This is a genomic window from Clostridium sp. LS (genome assembly GCF_002760435.1).
In the GTDB taxonomy this organism is placed as follows: Bacteria; Bacillota; Clostridia; order Clostridiales; family Clostridiaceae; genus Clostridium.
The window spans coordinates 1-18,003 of sequence record NZ_AUUU01000021.1 but is presented as its reverse complement, the minus strand read 5'-3'; the positions used below and the strand labels follow the sequence as shown (position 1 = coordinate 18,003).

Sequence of the window (18,003 nt, the reverse complement as noted above, 5' to 3'; positions counted from 1 at the left end):
TTTTCTACCCTTCTATCATTACTCTTTTTCTTACAACAAATAACATATACTCAAAGATAATGTGCATATTCTTGATACTATCTTTTTATATATTTTAACATATTTGCTTATATTTTAGATGCAAAATTCAATCCTACTAAACCTGGCGAATATCCTAATGAGTTAAATCTATATTACTTTTAATATTCTTATTTCTTGACATATAGATCTCTTCACTAATTAAGATATCGAGTTTGCTTACAGCCACATCTTGTAATTGTATAGCTTCACTTATAAATAGTGTTAGTGCTTGTCGTTCTAATCTCTCCTTAAAATTATCATTAAAATAATTTCTATTTATATGCCCAATTAGATTTTGAATATATAATAAAAGCTGAAACTTTCTCAAATATAAGAAAATCCCAGCCTTTAAATACACTGTTTATATATTCAAACTTACTCTATAATTATTATTTTTCAGGTAAAATTTCAATAGATAGAATATTCAAAATATTTAGAGTATGGTATAATATTATAAAATATTAGGTATCAATGCTACATAAAACCCTCGATTAAATGTCGGGGGCTTTGCCTTTAAGAAAGTATTTTTTATTTGTACTAATAGAGTTACCACATAAGTTTAAATCTTAAATAGATATCTTTACTATAAATAAACATCTGAAAATTCTAATCTTATGCGTTCATCCTCATTTTTAATATTTCTATCATATATCATATTTTCCTTAGCTACTGCTCCAGCTGGAAGAGTCACAGTAAACTTGCTTCCTTTTCCATATTCACTTTCAACATTTATACTGCCACCATGTAATAGAGCAATAGATTTAACCAGATTCAATCCAATCCCAGTACCTTCCGCATTTCTAGATAAAGATTTATCCGCTTGTTCAAATCTATCAAATATAATATCCAATTTTTTCTCTTCAATACCAATCCCATTATCCTTTACTGATATTTCAACCCAGTCATCCATATCCTTAACATTTACAAATATCTCACCATTATCATTTGAAAATTTTGTAGCATTCGAAATAAGGTTTAGCATTATTCTCTCGATTTTTTCTGGATCACATGCAATAATCTTTTCTTCTGTATTCGTATCAAAAATAATATTTAAGCCTTTAATTTTAATAAAACTGGTTACTGACATGACTATTTCTTCTACGACATTAACTATATTCACATTTAATAGGTTAAGTTCAAAAAATCCTGCTTCTATTTTTGACGTATCCACTATATCAATGCATTTATAATTATCTACCTTTAATTATTCACTTCACTATACTCTATTCGATTTCTTCCATTTTGCTTAGCTTTGTATAATAAGTCATCAGCGTTTTTGACCAATTCTACAGAAGATTCATTTTTACATTGTTTTATTCCAATACTTGCTGTTAATTTAAGATCATTTTTAAATTTATATTTCTCAATTGAATTTCTTATTTTTTCACCTATATCGTATGCTTTACCGATTCCCATTTGCGGGAGTATTATTATAAATTCTTCTCCTCCAAATCTTCCAACATATCCATTATCATTAATATTATTCACTAAAATATCAGCTAGTGTTTCTAAAACATAATCCCCGAATAAATGACCATACGTATCATTAACATTTTTAAAATAATCAATATCAATCATCATTAATGATAATTCTCTTTTATTTGCTTCTAAATTAAGCTTATTTATTTCTTGTTCGATTATTTTCATTGAATATTTGTGATTATAGAGTTTAGTTAAACCATCTCTAATTGTTTTTTCCTGTAATTGTTCATTTTTTCTTCTCAATTCATGTTCTATACTAATATCTTGTATTACAAGAGCTGCTCCTAGAAAATCATTAAATTTATTATCACAAATAGGTATGAAAGTAATGTTTGTTGGAATTCTTTTATCATTATTACCTATTATTTCTATATCATTGTATTTTTTAGATTGTTTCTGATTATTGCATTCGTGAATTTTCCCAATGACATCTTTATTAAATAGTGTACTGATATTTTTATTAAGTATCTCACTCTTTTCAAAATTTAGCAGATTTAGAGTATGTGCAGAAACTCTAATGATATCAAATTTTTCATTTACTAAAATAATTATATCCATAATTTCATTTTCAATTTCTTCTATTAAAAATTTTTCAGGAATTCTTAAAAACTTATATTTCGTAATTACTATATAATTACCTATTATCATAATTACAGAATATAATTGTCCCATTAATGGAAAATTCTTAATTCCAAATAACGGCATTATAGTTTGAGTTATCAAGTTTAGGCAAAATGGTATTGCACTTGATAAAACTAATATCTTTGATTGATATTTAATTCTTTTGCTATCAGCTTTTAATCCCCAAACAAATATAGTTATTATACTAATAATTAAAAAGATAAAATTATATAAAAAATCACCAACATAAAAAACAGTCGTTATAAATGGTGAAGTATTAATATTAACCCCAAACAGAAATACTGCCATATAAAAAAATATAATTGCTGGAGAAAATATAGCAACTTTAACTATTCTTTTCTTAATTATTTTTTTCTCTGTAATCAAAAGAACTAAATATAGCGCAATGGCACTGAAACTGCACCATCCTATAGCAGAAATCTTGTTCCACAGTGAAAAACTATGTTGATCCTTAGATACATATGCAAAAGCATATGCAAATGACCAAATAGCATAACTTGTACATAATGAAAGAAACACTCTGTTAATAATTGATTTTTTATTCTGCCTAAAAGTGAAAACTCCAATATGCATATATATGTATACAGAAACTAGCGAAAGCGCTGAAAATAAACTAACAACATCCATACATATTACCCCATTTATATAAAATTATAATATATAAGTTCCAATTTATTAAATTCATAAATATGTTTTAATTATTTATTTTCTTCATATACTTCATATGTTAAAAAAATCTATATCCATTTATTGTTTCTTTCATATTATTCACTCTTTCTAGGCATCTCCAATTTTATGTTTATTATAGCATAAATTTGCATAAAATGATAAAAGCCAAGATTTTCTGAATATAAGAAAATCTCAACTTCTAATATACAAATACTAAAAAAATAATAAAAATAACCTAAAGTAGAAATTTAATTAAAAATACTTTCCACTTTAGGCTAATACTTTAGTTCTTTTAATATTTAGATAAACTTAGTAATTTTATCTGCGAATTTTTATTTTCCCCAAGAATACTTCCGAGACACAAAGCGTTGAAGTTACTTTTCACAATAAGTAAAATAATTTTTTATTATAATCACAAATATTATTCATAAAATTATAATTTATAATCTATTACTTAAATTTTCTTTTTCTAGCTTCTTCTGACTTTTTCTTTCTTTTTACACTTGGTTTTTCATAGTGTTGTCTCTTTTTTGCCTCTGAAAGGATTCCAGATGCTGAGCATTTTCTTTTAAATCTTCTTAATGCTTGCTCAAGAGATTCATTTTCTCCTACTTTAATTTCTGACATTCTTTATCCCTCCCCTGGCACCATACTGTAAACTATAAAATAATTTACAAATATAAACTCTTACTATACTATACAGCATTTACTAGAATGCTGTCAATTGTAATGAAGCTTGAAAACGGATTATATGCAAAAATATATATCATTGAAAATTACATTTTTTAATTCTCTACTTTCTTCTGAGCTAAATATGATTATAATATTTAATCAAATAAAGTAAACTTCTCAAATCCATTATTTATAAAAAATACTTTTCTAAATCTTTTATATTTTCAACATCCAAGATATCATCAATTATTAAATTTAACGTATCACTATCTAAACCTTCTATTTTTTTATTGTAACCATTATTTAAAACTCCAAATTTTTTAGTAAGTAAATTCTTAACTCTTTCTATATCCTTTAATCTAATATTTTCTCTTTCTTGCTTTCTAGTTTCTTTTTCAGTTTCTTTCCTAACTTTTTGTTTCATTTCTTCTACTATAAATACGTTATTATCCTCATATTTTTCACTCTTAGTAAGAAGTTAGTTCTTAGTTCTTATTTTAGATATCTCTTCTACGTTTAATCCTGTTAATTTACTTATATCTTCATCATTCATTCCCAATTTTATTGCATTTTTAACTATTTCGATTCTTTCTTGTTTTCTAGCATCTTTTTCAGTTTCTTTCTTAACTTTTTGTTTCATTTCTTCTATCATAAATGCATTATTAGCTACCATGTTTTCCACTCCTTCCTTATTAGCTTCTAATATTTTAACTACATTTTCTCTTATAGTTTCATCAACAGTATTTCTAAGCCAATGCTTTAATATTTCTTTCTCTCTATTTGTCAATTTATTAAACTCAAGTGCTATAGTTTTTAATCTATCTAAAAATTCTAAAGGTTCTACTTTTTGATCTAATAGAAATATTGCTGAAGTAATATTTCTATTCTTGATCAACTCCTCTTTCGTATATTTATGATTTATGTCAAACAATTCATATTTAAAGTTAATTATATTCTCACCAAAAAGTTCATTGCTTTTTACTATATCTTTAAAATATATCGGTGCATTCCACTTTTTTGTAGCATTGTATAAAACAATAGGAATTACTGCCGGTATATTAAATCCCTTCTTATTTTTCTTCTTTTCATTATTTAAGTTTTTAATATGTTCTCTGAGAATTTCGTTTATATAAAATAACAATCTTAGTGGCATTCTAAAATCAACACTAGATTAAAATTCTAGTAATGTATAAAATATAACTTCCTTTCCATCAACATAAGCTTTATATACAATATCTGCTTCATTTTCTTCGTAGTCTGATAATATATACTGCTTATCTACCAAAACTAGATTTTCTTCGTTTAAATCTCTAGCCCAAGGGGCTTTCAGCATATCTCTGACTAAATTTAAAAACACTATCTTATTGGAATAAAGATCTTTGTAAGAACGATCATGTATATTATTAATGATCTTTTTATAACCCATTCTCTTACCTCGATTATATCATAAATTTAGATTTGAGTACTCATTGTCTATATTATAATTATTTCCAATATAGCAAAAAACATACGTACATATGTTCTCAAAATAAATAAAATAAGAAGTACTATTTAAGATACCCCTTAATTTGCCTAATTTTTAATTATTCTAATAATTTCTCAATCTGTTTTTCCAGAAATACTTACTTAAAGTGTAAGTAAAACCTCTACAGTTTCCCATCCAATTCCGCCTTAATATACTCACTTATCCTTGATATACAATATAAAGGAAGCGGAGCTGATGATTCCTTATTATAAGTGATATTCATATTTCTTAATTTCTGAGTAAGCTTAGCTATTGAATCTCTTTCTTCTTCAGACTCTGCTCCTTGAATGTTAACTTCATATAAAGTTTGTCTTTTTATAGATGTATTAGGTTTCTGTCCCACCAAATAATAAGTATTATTCCTACTCTTAAAAACACCAGAATTTTTATTAATATTTTCTTTATCATCATAAATATAGTAATCTGGAATTTCATCAGTACAATTCATTCTTATTATTCTCAAATTTTCTTTAGCAAAAAAGCACTGCACTAAATATATAGATTTAATACAATGCTTGTATATGGAAAATACTGTTTCCCCCAGGGGTACTTCTGAAGTCCGAAGGGCTGAAGTTGCTACAAAATAAAGTAGCTTTTCCATTGGTTTTCCTCCCAAATATACCATTAAATGTATAATTTATATTTATTTCTTTAAATTGTATAATAATTTCAGATAAATATTAATTAAACATAATCAGATATAAAAAGCCATCCTTTCATGGACAGCTTTTAATTTTTGCCTTTCTTAATTTTATTATTTTAAATCTATACCATTTGATTCAATTACTTTTTTATACCAATAGAGTTAAATATTCATTACGTGTCCCAGCTGAAAAATTACCGCCTACCATATCTTTTGCCACATGAGTTGTCACATTGTTTGACATATAGTAAGAAATTTAACCAAACCTTTATATTCCTTAAAACAAGTACGTGCAAATCTTTCATAAAATTCAATCAATTTACGTGTCCATCCGCCATAATTTTCTTCTAAGTAAAGCGGCGTATCAAAGTGCCAAATTGTAACTAATGGCTCAATGTTGTGTCTTTTACACTCTTTAAAGACATTACGATAGAATTCAATACCATTTTCATTTGGAATTTCTTCATCGCCTTAAGTTATTGTTTCATTCTTTGGTAGAATATAATATTTTTATACTTCCCCGTTTAATATTCGATATATTGCTTTAGCTACTCCAAAATTTACATTTGTATCTGTAATATATTTAGCTACTTCTTTTATTTCATCTACTGCATTACCCATTGCAAAGGAATTTTCAAATTCTGTAAACATAGAATAATCATTTAAGCCATCTCCGAGCACTACCACCTCATCTTTTTTTATATTCAATTTTTGTGCTACTTTTGCAAGAATTTTTCCCTTCTCAGCATCCATATGATTTACTTCAATGTTAGTTCCAAAACTTGCTGATACAGCTAGTCCTTCTAATGCTTCCATCTTTTGACGAAGCTTATTTATAATTTCTTCTGATTGCGCAAAAGATACAAACTTTGCTATATTATTGTTTCTATTTAAAAATTCATTCATATCAGTAATATATTGCATATTTTTAAAATGCGGATTATTCTTAGCATATTTTAATATTTCTTCTTCATCTTTTAATTCTGGATGGAATGTAAGAGATCTTTTTATCATTCCAGCTAAAGTTTCTTCTTTTGTATTTGTTGTATAAAATCCATCATCTGTATATATTTCTATAGCCAGATCTTTACATTTCATTACTTCTAAAATTTCTATTGATCGTTTTTTTTCAATATAAGTATGTTCAACTATATCTCCATTAATATCTCTATATTCTGCTCCATTTAATACAACACAATCACATTGTAAGTCATATTTATGTATAAATGGCTCTACATCACAATATGCTCTTCCTGTAGCAATTGCAAACCTAATTCCATTTTTTTGTGCAGCCTTAATTGCTTCTATATTTTCTTTTGGTATATCGTGATTTTTCCCAATCAATGTTCCATCCATATCTGCTGCTATTAATTTAATCATTTATCTTCTTCCTTTTTTATAATTTTTTCCTTAATTTTCATCTTATGGCTTTTAGACTTTTATCTTGCTTTATTTCAACTCTAAAATTTTTATCTGAGTAGAAAACTATAAGTACAAAAATTGTACATGTTATCCAAATAAGTGGTTCTGATATGCATACCCCTAAATAACCCATTGATGGAGCTAAAAATCCTACAACTGCAAATTTCCCAAAAAGTTCAATTGAACTAGAAACAAGTGGCGTAAATTTCTTTCCAATTCCTTGAAGCGTACTTCTATATATAAGAAGTATGGCTAATACATAATAAAAAGGAGTATTAATTCTTAAATATTTTACTGCTGTATCTATAATTAAAGCATCATTTGATCCAGTTAAAAATTTTATTATATATGGTCCAAAGGCAAAGGCCGTAATAACAACTATTGTTGACCATATTGCACCCATCATAACTGTTTTCTTAAGTCCAATATTTATCCGTTCATATTTCTTTGCACCATAATTTTGACTTACAAACGTGGCTGCTGCTGTTGCCAATGTTCCAAGGGGCATCATGTAAATTTCACTAATTTTTCTTGCTGCCATATGTGCAGTTATTATTTCCTTACCAAAACTGTTTATTGCACCTTGAAGCGCAACTGAACCAATTGAAACAAGTGATAGCATAAATCCCATAGATAATCCTGAAGTAATTAATTCTATTACCATAGTCCTATCATATTTAAAATCTCCTTTGGATAATTTTAGCTCCGGACATTTTTTTATAATATGATTAAATCCTAAGGCTACAGCTACAATCTGTGATATGACAGTTGCATAAGCAGAACCTCTAACACCCCATTTAAATACTAAAATAAATGTAAAAACCAATACTACATTTAAAATTGAAGCATAAATTAAATATATAAGTGGACTACGGCTATCGCCCAGTGCTCTTAGAACCCCTGCTATCATATTGTACATTATAGTAACAATCATAAACATTAAGATTATTACAATATATCCATATGCATCGTTTATTATTTCAGCTGGGGTATTTAAAAATTTAAGAAGATATATTATTGTACCTACTCCAACAGCCGTAAATACTATTGATATTATAAGGTCTAAAATTACTGTCATTACTACAGCTTGTCTCATATTATCCATTTCTTTTGCTCCAAAATATCTTGCAATCACAATAGCAAATCCATTATTTATACCAATCGCCATACCAACAATAAGTCCAAATAGTGGCGTTGTAGCGCCTATAGCTGCTAAGGCATTTTCACCCAAGGTATGTCCAACAATCACTGTGTCCGCCAAATTGTACATTTGTTGAAACACACTCCCAAGAAATATAGGTAATGCAAAATAAAAAATTTGTTTCCCAGGATTCCCTGTTGTTAAATCCGTGATTTTATTTTTTTCCATTGTAGTTTTCCTCTCCATCTTGCTTTTGTATAATTTAAACATTCCATCAAAATCTTTTTTAATTTTACTATACCATAATATAGTAAAAATTTATTTTATCAAAAAAATTTAGTAACATAAAATACTTTTTGGGTATTTATTTTTTTTAGAAACATAGTGTTTTTTCTATATCATCCTTATCAAAAAATCTCTTATACTTATATTTTATGAAAGTTTTATCCATCATATCATACCCTACCTATTCCTTAGTGATTTCATTATCAAAGTACACCAAATATTTAATTTCAATTATTTACTTGCCTTTTTTGTAAATTTGTAGTATATTTGCAACATGATGTTTAAAAAATAATTTTTTAAGGAGGTTGAACTATGAATACATTTAGATTATTTATTACTTTTATAAAATTAAATACATGTACTTATTCATCTGTGAAACCTCGCGAAAGAACTGCTATGTGATATCTATCATTAACTTTTAGCACATTTAACTTTTATATTATTTTGCGTTGAACACAGCTCTGAATAGCTGTGTCTTTTTTGCGTTTAAAAGTTTATAAAGTTGCTTTGTTTAGCTTAGGGCATACTCAAAACTTGTTATTTATTTACATGCACCTAATTAAAAGCTTTATAAATTTGAAATTTTAAACATCATACAATATCTAGGTATATCAAACCATCAGCTTATTGAAATGATATGCCAAAAAGGAGGAAATTTTATGACCTTATTTAAAAATTACATTGTAAAGCAATGGAAATTATTACTTTTGCCTATGTTTGCTATGATAGTTTCCATCTGTGCAGATAGCTCTTATCCTTACTTTCAAAAGATATTTATTGATAATATAATTCTTGGTCATATGGATAATTATTTAATTATATTTTTAATAGTTGTTGTTTCAGTTGCACTAATTCATGGTTTATTTTCTTACTTAAATGAGTATATGTTCGATAAATTTGCTCTTATAGTGTGTAAAAAATTGAGACAAGATCTATATTCTAAATTACAATCTTTTGAATTCTCTTTTTTTGATAATAATAACACTGGTGAATTACTTTCGAGAATTATTGAAGATGTAGATGTAGTATGGGACACTCTATCCTTTGGAATGAGATTGCTATTCGAAGCAATAATACTTTTTTCAGTTTCTGTTGTTATAATGTTTAGCATAAATAAAACATTAACTATTATCTGCTTACTTGTTTTATTACCCGTTGCTTATATTGGAACAATTATGGACAAGAAGTTCTGGGCTGTATATTCACAAATTAGTGACCAAACAGCCGAAATAAACTCTATAGTTCAGCAGGATATTTCTGGTATCAGACTTGTAAAAGCTTTTGCTCGTGAAAAATATGAAATATCAAAATTTTTGAAAGTAAATAAAAAATTCTTTGATTTAAATGTTGAGCAAGCAAAAATAGTTGGTACTTATGGTCCTATAATTGAACTTTTAACAAACGCTGCACCAATTTTAATGATTGTTTATGGTGGTTATTTATGTATTCAAGGAAATTTAAGTTTTGGTAGTTTAGTAGCATTTACTAGTTATATTTTTAATCTTTCTTGGTGTGTAAAGAATTTAGGTTTTTTTATTAACTTACTTTCACAAAATAAGGCTTCTATGGGTAAGATAACTGATATTTTAGATAGAAATTCTGAAATTACTTCTAAGGAAAATGGATATAACCCTACTGAAGTTAAAGGAGATATTATATTTAAAAATGTAAGCTTTTCCTATAACAATGTTGAAGTACTTCATGATATAAATTTAAATATTCCTCATGGAAGTACTGTTGCAATAATGGGTACCACTGGATGTGGTAAAAGTACCTTGCTTTCTCTAATAGGTAGGTATTACGATGTGACTAAAGGAGAAATTTTAGTTGATAATGTCAATGTTAAGAACTGGAACTTGGAAACTTTAAGAGCTAATATGTCTGTTGTATTTCAAGATACTTTCTTATTTTCAGATACAATAAAAAACAATATAGACTTTGGAAGTAATAAATCTGAAAGCGCTTTAATTAAAGCTGTTAAAGATAGTGCTGCTTACTCCTTTATTAAAGAAATGCCAGAAGGCTTTGATACCATTATTGGCGAAAGAGGTCTTGGCCTATCAGGAGGACAAAAACAAAGACTAGCCATATCAAGAGCGATATTAAGAAAATCAACTATTTTAATTTTAGACGATTCAACTTCTGCCCTTGATATGGAAACTGAATTTAAAGTTCTTCAAAATCTAAAAAATGATAAGAAAAAAGCAACTACTTTTATAATTGCCCATAGGATATCTGGTGTAAAAGACGCTGATATAATTCTATTTATGAAAGATGGTAGAATTGTAGAAAAAGGTGATCATTCAAGTTTAGTAAATGCTAAAGGTTATTATCATAGTGTATATTCTCACCAATTTCAAGATTTTGAAGCACTTACATTGGAGGCGAAATAATATGAATGATATTTTACATGAATCATCTAAGATTCAAATAGTAAAAAGACTATTAACCTATGTTAAACCTTATAAGCTGAAAGTTACTATTGTCATTTTACTTTTACTTATTGTAATGGCTTGTAATTCAGTTACCCCTTATTTAATGAAAATATCTATAGATACTTTTGTTGCAGAAAAAAATGTTAAGGCCTTATTTCTTCTTGGATGCGGATTAATACTTATGAATATATTTTCAATGATTTTATCTAGAATCAGAACTATCGCTATGTCTAAGATTACCAATCAAATCTTAGTTGATATTAGGCATAGCTTATATACTCATATACAAACTTTAAGCTTTAACTTTTTTGATAATAGGCCCGTTGGAAAGATTATTTCAAGAGTTGTTGGAGATGTAAATGCTCTTCAAAATTTATTAAATAATAGTATTGTAAATTTAATTCCTAATGTTTTTACTATTATCCTTGTAATTTGTCTAATGCTTATATTAAATCCAATGCTTGCTGGTATCTGCTTAATTACAATGCCTTTATTATTATTTGCAATGTCCTACATTCAGATTAAGGCAGATAATAAATGGAAAATTTTTAGAGAACATCGTTCTTCTTTAATTGGATACACTCATGAATCTTTATCAGGAATGAAGGTAATTCAAGGTTTTAGCAGAAAATATTACGCTAAAGATAAATTCGACAGCCATATTGGAAATCATGCAAAAGGTTTTATGACTGCTGTATTTACTCAAGATTTCTTTTGGCCATTTTTGACTGCCTTCCGTGGTTTAAGTATGGTAATTTTATTAGGCTCTGGATATTTGTTAAGCAAACAAGGAAATTTAAGCTTAGGTACTTTAATGGCATTTTTTATGTACATTGAAATGCTTTGGAGACCTATAATAAATCTCTCTTCATTTTATAATGCCTTTGTTACCAGTATGTCTGCTGGCGAAAGAATTTTTGATATTTTAGATACGAAAAGCGATATTATAGATGAAGTATCAATTAAGGCTCTCCCTCAAATTAAAGGAGATATCGAATTTGATCATGTTACTTTTTCCTATACTAACGCTGATATTGCGGCCCTTAAGAATACTTCTTTTAAGTTAAAAGCTGGCGAAAAAATAGCTTTAGTTGGTGAAACTGGTGCAGGAAAAACAACCATAACTAATTTAATTAGCAGATTTTATGACCCTACATTTGGTTCTGTAAAAATTGATGGTATAGATATAAAAGACGTCACTGTTGAAAGCTTAAGAAGCCAAATGGGTATAATGCTTCAAGATTCATTTTTATTTTCAACCTCAATTAAAGAAAATATACGCTATGGTAAATTAAACGCTACAGATGAAGAGGTAATACAAGCTGCAAAGGCAGTTAACGCTCATGGGTTTATAGAAAAACTAGAGAATGGATATGATACTGATGTAAATGAAAGAGGTTCAAGACTCTCCCTTGGCCAGAGACAATTAATAGCTTTTGCAAGAGCTTTAATTGCAGATCCAAGAATATTAATCTTAGATGAAGCAACTGCAAATATTGATACTGAAACTGAATTATTAGTTCAAGAAGGTATAAAAAAGCTTATGAAAGGAAGGACCTCAATAGTAATAGCTCATAGACTTTCTACAATAAGAGATTGTGATAAAATTTTTGTACTTTCTAAAGGCAAAATAGTTGAGTCAGGTACTCATGATGAGCTCCTTAAAAATCATGGTTATTATTATAAACTGTATTCAGCTCAATACAGCTTCCTAAAGCAGGATGCTTAAAAAACTTCAACCCATCTAAAGAGCAACTAAAAAAGATAACAAAATAAATAACTTAGCTAAATCATTTATGAGTTAGCTAAGTTCAAAACATATAAATTAAGCTTCTTTTTTAATATCGTTGAATTAAAGCTGAGACTTTCTAGTTATAATAAAGTCTCAGCTTATAAAATATACCTTATCAATTAAAATAAATTCCTCAGATTAATTAACTTTAAAAATACTTTTCTAAATCATTTATACTTTCGATATCTAAAATATTATCAATGATTGTATTTAAATTATCACTACCTAGCTCTTCTATTTTTTTATTGTAGTTATTATTTAAAACTCCAAATTTTTTAGTAAGTAATTTCTTGACTCTTTCTATATCCTTTAATCTAATATTTTCTCTTTCCTGCTTTCGGGTTTCTCTTTCAGTTTCTTTTCTAACTTTTTGTTTCATTTCTTCTATCATAAACGCATTATTCGCAACCATCTTTTCCACCTCTTCCTTTCTAGATTCTAATATTTCAACTGCATTCTCTGCTATAGTTTCATCAACTGTATTTCTAACCCAATGTTTAAGAATCATTTTCTGTGCATCTGTCAAATTGCTGAATTCTAATGCCACAACCTTTAATCTTTCTAGAAATTCTAATGGATCTACCTTTTGATCTAACAAGAATATAGCTGAAGTAATATTATTATTATTTATTAACTCCTCTTTAGTATACTGATGATTTACATCAAATAATTCGTACTTAAAATTTACTACATTATCTCCGAATAGTTCATTTTGATTCACTATATCCTTAAAACATCTTGGAGCATTCCATTTTCTTGTAGCGTTATATAATACTATTGGCACTACTGCAGGAACTCTAAATCCTTTTCTATTTTTCTTAGCTTCTTCTGTTAAGTTTTTAGTATATTCTCTAAGTATTTCATTAATGTAGAAGAACAACCTTAAGGGCATTCTATAATCAATGGTTGATTGAAATTCTAAAAGTGTATAGAATATAACTTCCTTACCACCAATATTTGCCCTATATACAATATCAGCTTCATTTTCTTCATAATCTGATAGTATATATTCTTTATCCACTAAAACTAAATTATCTTCTCTTAAATCCTTGGCCCATGATGCCTTAAACATTTCCTTAACCAAATTCAAAAACACCTCTTTATTAGAGTACAGATCCTTGTAGGACCTATCGTGTATATTATTAATGGCCTTTTTATAACCCATTTTCTTACCTCAATTATATCATAAATTTAGACTTAAGCGCTTATTTCTCTATACTATAATTATTTCCAATATCAAACAAAATATACGTACATACGTTCTTTATGATAAATAAAAAATAAGAAGTACCATTAAAAATACTCCTTTAATTTCACATAATGATAAGCATAGCAAATCATGTCCGATCTTTCTTATTTATCTCTATATCAATATATTTTTTCTTTGTTTTTACCAGTTTTTATATAAGATATTCAAGTTTTACTATTTCACTATAAATCTACATTTAGGAAAATTGCTGCAGCCTTTAAACTCACCATACTTTCCTTTTCTATTAACTAGATTTCCTCCACATTTAGGGCAAATATCATTATTCATTAAAATACCTTTTACCTTAATATTATCGTTAATAGCTTGCACATGAGTTTTTCTATTATCTTTGTTATCCACATTCAAAGATAACAATTTATTATATACCTCTTCCTTATCATTATCTGAGATGGAATTATCCTTGTATCTTTCAATAGTTTTAATCAATTTAGTAGTATAAGTAACATCTGTTTTTGTATTTACTTTTAAATCAGCATTAATAGTAAAGGTTACTATAGATATATAATTTAAGTTATGAAAATCATTAAGAACTTCTTTTAGTGCCATAATATGTCCATAGTTTTGTTTTATAGGATTATATAGCTTTTCTTTTCTCTTATATATTACCTGCTTCCAATACTCATCATTTTCATTTCCAATTATCCAGCCCTTATAATTCTTGGTTTCTATTACAAAAATACCATAGTTAGATACAACTATATGATCTATCTGAGTTGTTTTACTGTCTACCTTTAGCATTAGATTATTAATTACTTTATATTTTGATGGATCGAGCTTAGATAATTTATTAGAAACAGATTTCTCTCCTAAATACCCTTTTATTTTTGGTGAAAATAACCTAAATATAAATAGAAATATCATTAGAACCCATACATACCATAAGCTCACTACTAAATAAATAATTGCAGCCATATACCCTCCTATATTATTATGATTTACTGTTAATAGACTCTTAGCTTTTCTTAAGTATTAAAATCAGTTTACCACTCTAAATCCATACATTAATCTTTATTCTCTCTGCCAAAGTTATTATACCATATTTTTACACAGCGATAAATTACCGGCAAAATGAGTCAGAATACAAAAACAAAAAAGGCCTAAAAAAAATTATTATTTACTTAAGTCTTTTTCTGTGATTTTATCGGCATAATACTTTTATTCAATGGTAATTGTATTGTTCTAATATAGATAGTTAAGTCTAAAACAAAACTTTACATCTAATTTTTGAACGCTAATAACTTACGACTTTATTTAATAAAATTATATACTCAGTCCAAATTTATAAGTTAAATTATACAGTTAACTATCTATAATCATGATTTACATATATTATATATAATAGTTTTTGCTCACATGCTTTTCCAATACATTTAGCAAGATATAGCAACCAAAAAGAATAATAATCGGAAACTAATTTCCCAGTTACATTAAATATAAACTATTCAATTTACCCAAATCTTTTTACCTTCTCTTGATTAAGTTACTTTAGCCATATTAAAGCCAGTATGCTAGTATATTGGGTTTTTTATTCTCGTTAAATATGACTTAAATCTTAGCAAGTTCAGTCATTCTTCCTTCATAACCCCCCAAGTGGGGTGCTTCTGAGACACGAAGTGTTGAAGTTTCTACAGAAAATTATTTTCAGAATGAAAAAAGAAAATAAAATGCGCCATAAAGCAAACGCTAGATGGCGCAGTTTTGTTTCTGAAAAATGTATTAGGTTGATACATTGATGTAGCCAGTGATATCATTTAAATATAAGTTTAAGAAAGTAGTGAAGCCAATGGTAAAATAGCTAAATGATTCTCTAAATACTCTAAGCATATTATATGACAAAATTATAAATTAAAAGGAGGTTCTAAAATGTGTACAAGTTTTGCAGTATACGGTCAAGAAAAAACTATTTATGGTATGAATTTTGATACTGATGAAATTGATTTAAAACTGAAAGTCTTTTGTTATAATGATAAAAACATATTTTACTTTTCAGGCTTATTAGATAACATATACAGGGACATCGCTGGTTTTAATAGTGAGGGTCTTTTTATCTGTACTCAAGCAGTAAAATATAATCCGGGTTTTAAATCAAGTTGTAACGAAAATGATTGGTTTGCTTTTGATATTTTTGATGAGGCGCTAAAGAAAACAAGAAAAACATCTGAATTTTTTGAAATTCTTAATAAAAGAGTAATCTCATATCCTAGAAATCCATTATTCCCAGATTTAGGGCTACATACTATTATCGCTGATAAAAGTGGTGATGCATTTATTCTGGAAGAAGGAATTGATACAAATATAGTAAGTCCTATTCATAATGATTTTATTGTAATGACTAATTTTCCAAATGGGGATTTTAAGGAAGCAAATTATAATAAAGTATATGGTATAGGTGCTGATAGATATATTTGTGCTCATGAATATATTGATAATAATATTCATAGCTTTGGTATAAATGAAGCTTTTGAAGTTTTAAGAAAAACTAGTCAGGAGAATACTCTGTGTTCAATAGTATATGAACCATTAAAAAATGAAATTTATATTAGTTTTAAAAAAGATTTAAGAAAAAAATGGAAAATTTCTATGATCGAAAAAACAATTCAATCATTGGATGGATTTTTAAGCAACAATAAAATTCATTTTACAAATGGAGAAATATTTGTGAATGATCTTATTAGCTTATATAAGTGAAAATCATTATTGGTTTGTTGAAATCCTATTCCTTCCACATAGCGCAATGCCATTTTTGATATTTTCAACTCCTCCATCTTAATTGCTATATATTATAGATGTATACTTTTAACAAGATTTCCTTTAGCATGCTTTACCGTATCATCTATTTCTTTATCTAATTTCAAACTTTAACAACTGAATAATTTAAATTCTTTCAAATCAATAGTTACGCCTAATTTTAATAATACATCAAGTCCTAGTAAACCATTTATATATCCTTCTTCATCAATTATACCAAAATCTATACTTATATTTTCTAAACAATCTCTTCCAATACTAATTGAATTAATATTTTTTCTATAAGAATAATGCTCGCCACCAACACCATACATAGTTATGAATTCATCACCTGCTTCCGCTTTAATTCCTAATTCATATACACTGTCTGGATTAATGATAGTATGTGCAGCACCCGTATCTAAAACTACATTTTTAAGTAATACAATATTTCCTTTATACCCAATGTTCATATCAACAAATAACAAACCACTTTTATATTCTAACTTCATTTAAATGCTCCTCTTAAGATTGGCATTTGTATTATATTCATTGATAACTTCTCTTTTGAAGTATGAAACACAAAAGTATCGCCTTTACATTTAACTAATAAATTACTCGCTTCTTCATCATCTAAAACTCTTACAACTGCTACATCATCTATGCACTTTTTATTATTTTCAATATGATCCTCTAAGCTTTTTAAAAGCACAAATTTATTAGGATATATAGTCCTTACTTCTTCCCATTTCATAATCTCACATCCTTATATTTAAAATAAGTTTATAAATAAATCATTTTTTCTCTCTATATTTCTACCTTCATTATATCATAAATTTAGGTTTGATCACTCAGATGTCTGTATTATAATTATTTCCAGAACTAAATTAAATATACGTACATACGTTCTTGGTTGATAAAAAAATTAGAAATATCACTTAAGACACTTCTCAATTTACTTGGTCTTTAATCATTTCAATTATTTATATCCAGTTCTTAACTTCTATATTTTTCTTAAGAACTATACAAAATCTTCTAAAAAATCTTCTTTAATATCCTTGAAATAATTTTACAATACAACTTCCATTCCTTTGGATACATATTACTTCCTTATTATTGCTTTGGGATTAGCCATTATAACAAAAGATTTTACTGGTACATTGTCACAGTCAAAAACATCCCTAAGAATCCGCTTAATTAAGTTTACATGTTTTTTATTTTGTTCAATTGGGCTAGGC

Annotated in this window: 17 protein-coding genes and 1 pseudogene; 3 read left to right on the top strand and 15 right to left on the bottom strand. The window is 27.2% G+C overall.

Annotation, left to right across the window (positions count from 1 at the left end; all coding sequences use genetic code 11):
- Positions 1–154: 154 nt before the first annotated feature.
- From COL3_RS05645 to COL3_RS05595, 11 genes and pseudogenes are all read right to left on the bottom strand, one after another.
- A complete protein-coding gene (locus tag COL3_RS05645) occupies positions 155–388 on the bottom strand; it encodes a hypothetical protein (protein ID WP_008418495.1) in 234 nt (77 codons plus the stop codon).
- A 255-nt stretch (positions 389–643) separates the two neighbouring features.
- Complete coding sequence (locus COL3_RS05640; protein WP_008418497.1) at positions 644–1,231, bottom strand: HAMP domain-containing sensor histidine kinase; 588 nt, start codon at positions 1,229–1,231, stop codon at positions 644–646.
- A 29-nt stretch (positions 1,232–1,260) separates the two neighbouring features.
- On the bottom strand, positions 1,261–2,811 hold the full coding sequence (locus COL3_RS05635) for a diguanylate cyclase (RefSeq protein WP_099716581.1): 1,551 nt from the start codon (positions 2,809–2,811) through the stop codon (positions 1,261–1,263).
- A gap of 492 nt (positions 2,812–3,303) precedes the next feature.
- Complete coding sequence (gene rpsU, locus COL3_RS05630) at positions 3,304–3,480, bottom strand: 30S ribosomal protein S21 (protein ID WP_008418503.1); 177 nt, start codon at positions 3,478–3,480, stop codon at positions 3,304–3,306.
- Positions 3,481–3,715: 235 nt separating this feature from the next.
- Positions 3,716–3,949: a DUF4351 domain-containing protein gene (locus COL3_RS05625; protein ID WP_008418504.1), complete on the bottom strand. Its 234-nt coding sequence runs from the start codon at positions 3,947–3,949 to the stop codon at positions 3,716–3,718.
- Positions 3,950–4,003: 54 nt separating this feature from the next.
- Positions 4,004–4,684 (bottom strand): annotated as a pseudogene (locus COL3_RS05620) (Rpn family recombination-promoting nuclease/putative transposase); the annotation flags it as partial.
- 12 nt (positions 4,685–4,696) lie between these two features.
- On the bottom strand, positions 4,697–4,951 hold the full coding sequence (locus tag COL3_RS05615; protein WP_008418508.1) for a transposase: 255 nt from the start codon (positions 4,949–4,951) through the stop codon (positions 4,697–4,699).
- A 220-nt stretch (positions 4,952–5,171) separates the two neighbouring features.
- Positions 5,172–5,651 (bottom strand): RNaseH domain-containing protein, encoded by a 480-nt coding sequence (locus COL3_RS05610; protein ID WP_008418511.1) that lies wholly within the window; start codon positions 5,649–5,651, stop codon positions 5,172–5,174.
- Between the two features lie 270 nt (positions 5,652–5,921).
- Positions 5,922–6,152, bottom strand: coding sequence for a family 1 glycosylhydrolase (locus COL3_RS05605; RefSeq protein ID WP_347474370.1), 231 nt, complete (start codon positions 6,150–6,152; stop codon positions 5,922–5,924).
- A 51-nt stretch (positions 6,153–6,203) separates the two neighbouring features.
- Positions 6,204–7,073 carry a Cof-type HAD-IIB family hydrolase gene (locus tag COL3_RS05600; RefSeq protein WP_008418513.1) on the bottom strand — a complete coding sequence of 290 codons (870 nt, stop codon included), beginning with the start codon at positions 7,071–7,073 and terminating at the stop codon, positions 6,204–6,206.
- 37 nt (positions 7,074–7,110) lie between these two features.
- Complete coding sequence (locus COL3_RS05595) at positions 7,111–8,484, bottom strand: MATE family efflux transporter (RefSeq protein ID WP_008418515.1); 1,374 nt, start codon at positions 8,482–8,484, stop codon at positions 7,111–7,113.
- A gap of 716 nt (positions 8,485–9,200) precedes the next feature.
- On the opposite strand from COL3_RS05595, the gene COL3_RS05590 reads away from it, so the two are divergent.
- Together COL3_RS05590 and COL3_RS05585 are read left to right on the top strand one after the other, a co-directional pair.
- The gene (locus COL3_RS05590) at positions 9,201–10,934 is read left to right on the top strand and encodes an ABC transporter ATP-binding protein (RefSeq protein ID WP_008418520.1); all 1,734 of its coding nucleotides are present in this window, start codon (positions 9,201–9,203) and stop codon (positions 10,932–10,934) included.
- 1 nt (position 10,935) lies between these two features.
- A complete protein-coding gene (locus COL3_RS05585) occupies positions 10,936–12,705 on the top strand; it encodes an ABC transporter ATP-binding protein (protein WP_008418522.1) in 1,770 nt (589 codons plus the stop codon).
- Positions 12,706–12,916: 211 nt separating this feature from the next.
- Here COL3_RS05585 and COL3_RS05580 read toward each other — a convergent pair whose 3' ends face one another.
- On the bottom strand, positions 12,917–13,933 hold the full coding sequence (locus COL3_RS05580; protein ID WP_008418525.1) for an Rpn family recombination-promoting nuclease/putative transposase: 1,017 nt from the start codon (positions 13,931–13,933) through the stop codon (positions 12,917–12,919).
- Between the two features lie 258 nt (positions 13,934–14,191).
- On the bottom strand, positions 14,192–14,950 hold the full coding sequence (locus tag COL3_RS05575; RefSeq protein ID WP_008418527.1) for an NERD domain-containing protein: 759 nt from the start codon (positions 14,948–14,950) through the stop codon (positions 14,192–14,194).
- Positions 14,951–15,901: 951 nt separating this feature from the next.
- On the opposite strand from COL3_RS05575, the gene COL3_RS05570 reads away from it, so the two are divergent.
- Positions 15,902–16,726, top strand: coding sequence for a linear amide C-N hydrolase (locus COL3_RS05570; RefSeq protein ID WP_008418529.1), 825 nt, complete (start codon positions 15,902–15,904; stop codon positions 16,724–16,726).
- A gap of 170 nt (positions 16,727–16,896) precedes the next feature.
- Here COL3_RS05570 and COL3_RS05565 read toward each other — a convergent pair whose 3' ends face one another.
- The gene (locus tag COL3_RS05565; protein ID WP_008418531.1) at positions 16,897–17,277 is read right to left on the bottom strand and encodes an aspartyl protease family protein; all 381 of its coding nucleotides are present in this window, start codon (positions 17,275–17,277) and stop codon (positions 16,897–16,899) included.
- On the bottom strand, positions 17,274–17,519 hold the full coding sequence (locus COL3_RS05560; RefSeq protein ID WP_008418532.1) for a hypothetical protein: 246 nt from the start codon (positions 17,517–17,519) through the stop codon (positions 17,274–17,276). Before COL3_RS05560 ends, COL3_RS05565 begins: the two co-directional genes overlap by 4 nt.
- Positions 17,520–18,003: the final 484 nt, after the last annotated feature.

Coding starts and splice junctions, on each gene's coding strand:
- rpsU (WP_008418503.1), bottom strand. CDS start 3,480: ATGTCAGAAATTAAAGTAGGAGAAAATGAATCTCTTGAGCAAGCATTA.
- COL3_RS05635 (WP_099716581.1), bottom strand. CDS start 2,811: ATGGATGTTGTTAGTTTATTTTCAGCGCTTTCGCTAGTTTCTGTATAC.
- COL3_RS05625 (WP_008418504.1), bottom strand. CDS start 3,949: ATGAAACAAAAAGTTAGGAAAGAAACTGAAAAAGAAACTAGAAAGCAA.
- COL3_RS05600 (WP_008418513.1), bottom strand. CDS start 7,073: ATGATTAAATTAATAGCAGCAGATATGGATGGAACATTGATTGGGAAA.
- COL3_RS05575 (WP_008418527.1), bottom strand. CDS start 14,950: ATGGCTGCAATTATTTATTTAGTAGTGAGCTTATGGTATGTATGGGTT.
- COL3_RS05610 (WP_008418511.1), bottom strand. CDS start 5,651: ATGGAAAAGCTACTTTATTTTGTAGCAACTTCAGCCCTTCGGACTTCA.
- COL3_RS05565 (WP_008418531.1), bottom strand. CDS start 17,277: ATGAAGTTAGAATATAAAAGTGGTTTGTTATTTGTTGATATGAACATT.
- COL3_RS05615 (WP_008418508.1), bottom strand. CDS start 4,951: ATGGGTTATAAAAAGATCATTAATAATATACATGATCGTTCTTACAAA.
- COL3_RS05560 (WP_008418532.1), bottom strand. CDS start 17,519: ATGAAATGGGAAGAAGTAAGGACTATATATCCTAATAAATTTGTGCTT.
- COL3_RS05595 (WP_008418515.1), bottom strand. CDS start 8,484: ATGGAAAAAAATAAAATCACGGATTTAACAACAGGGAATCCTGGGAAA.
- COL3_RS05590 (WP_008418520.1), top strand. CDS start 9,201: ATGACCTTATTTAAAAATTACATTGTAAAGCAATGGAAATTATTACTT.
- COL3_RS05580 (WP_008418525.1), bottom strand. CDS start 13,933: ATGGGTTATAAAAAGGCCATTAATAATATACACGATAGGTCCTACAAG.
- COL3_RS05585 (WP_008418522.1), top strand. CDS start 10,936: ATGAATGATATTTTACATGAATCATCTAAGATTCAAATAGTAAAAAGA.
- COL3_RS05570 (WP_008418529.1), top strand. CDS start 15,902: ATGTGTACAAGTTTTGCAGTATACGGTCAAGAAAAAACTATTTATGGT.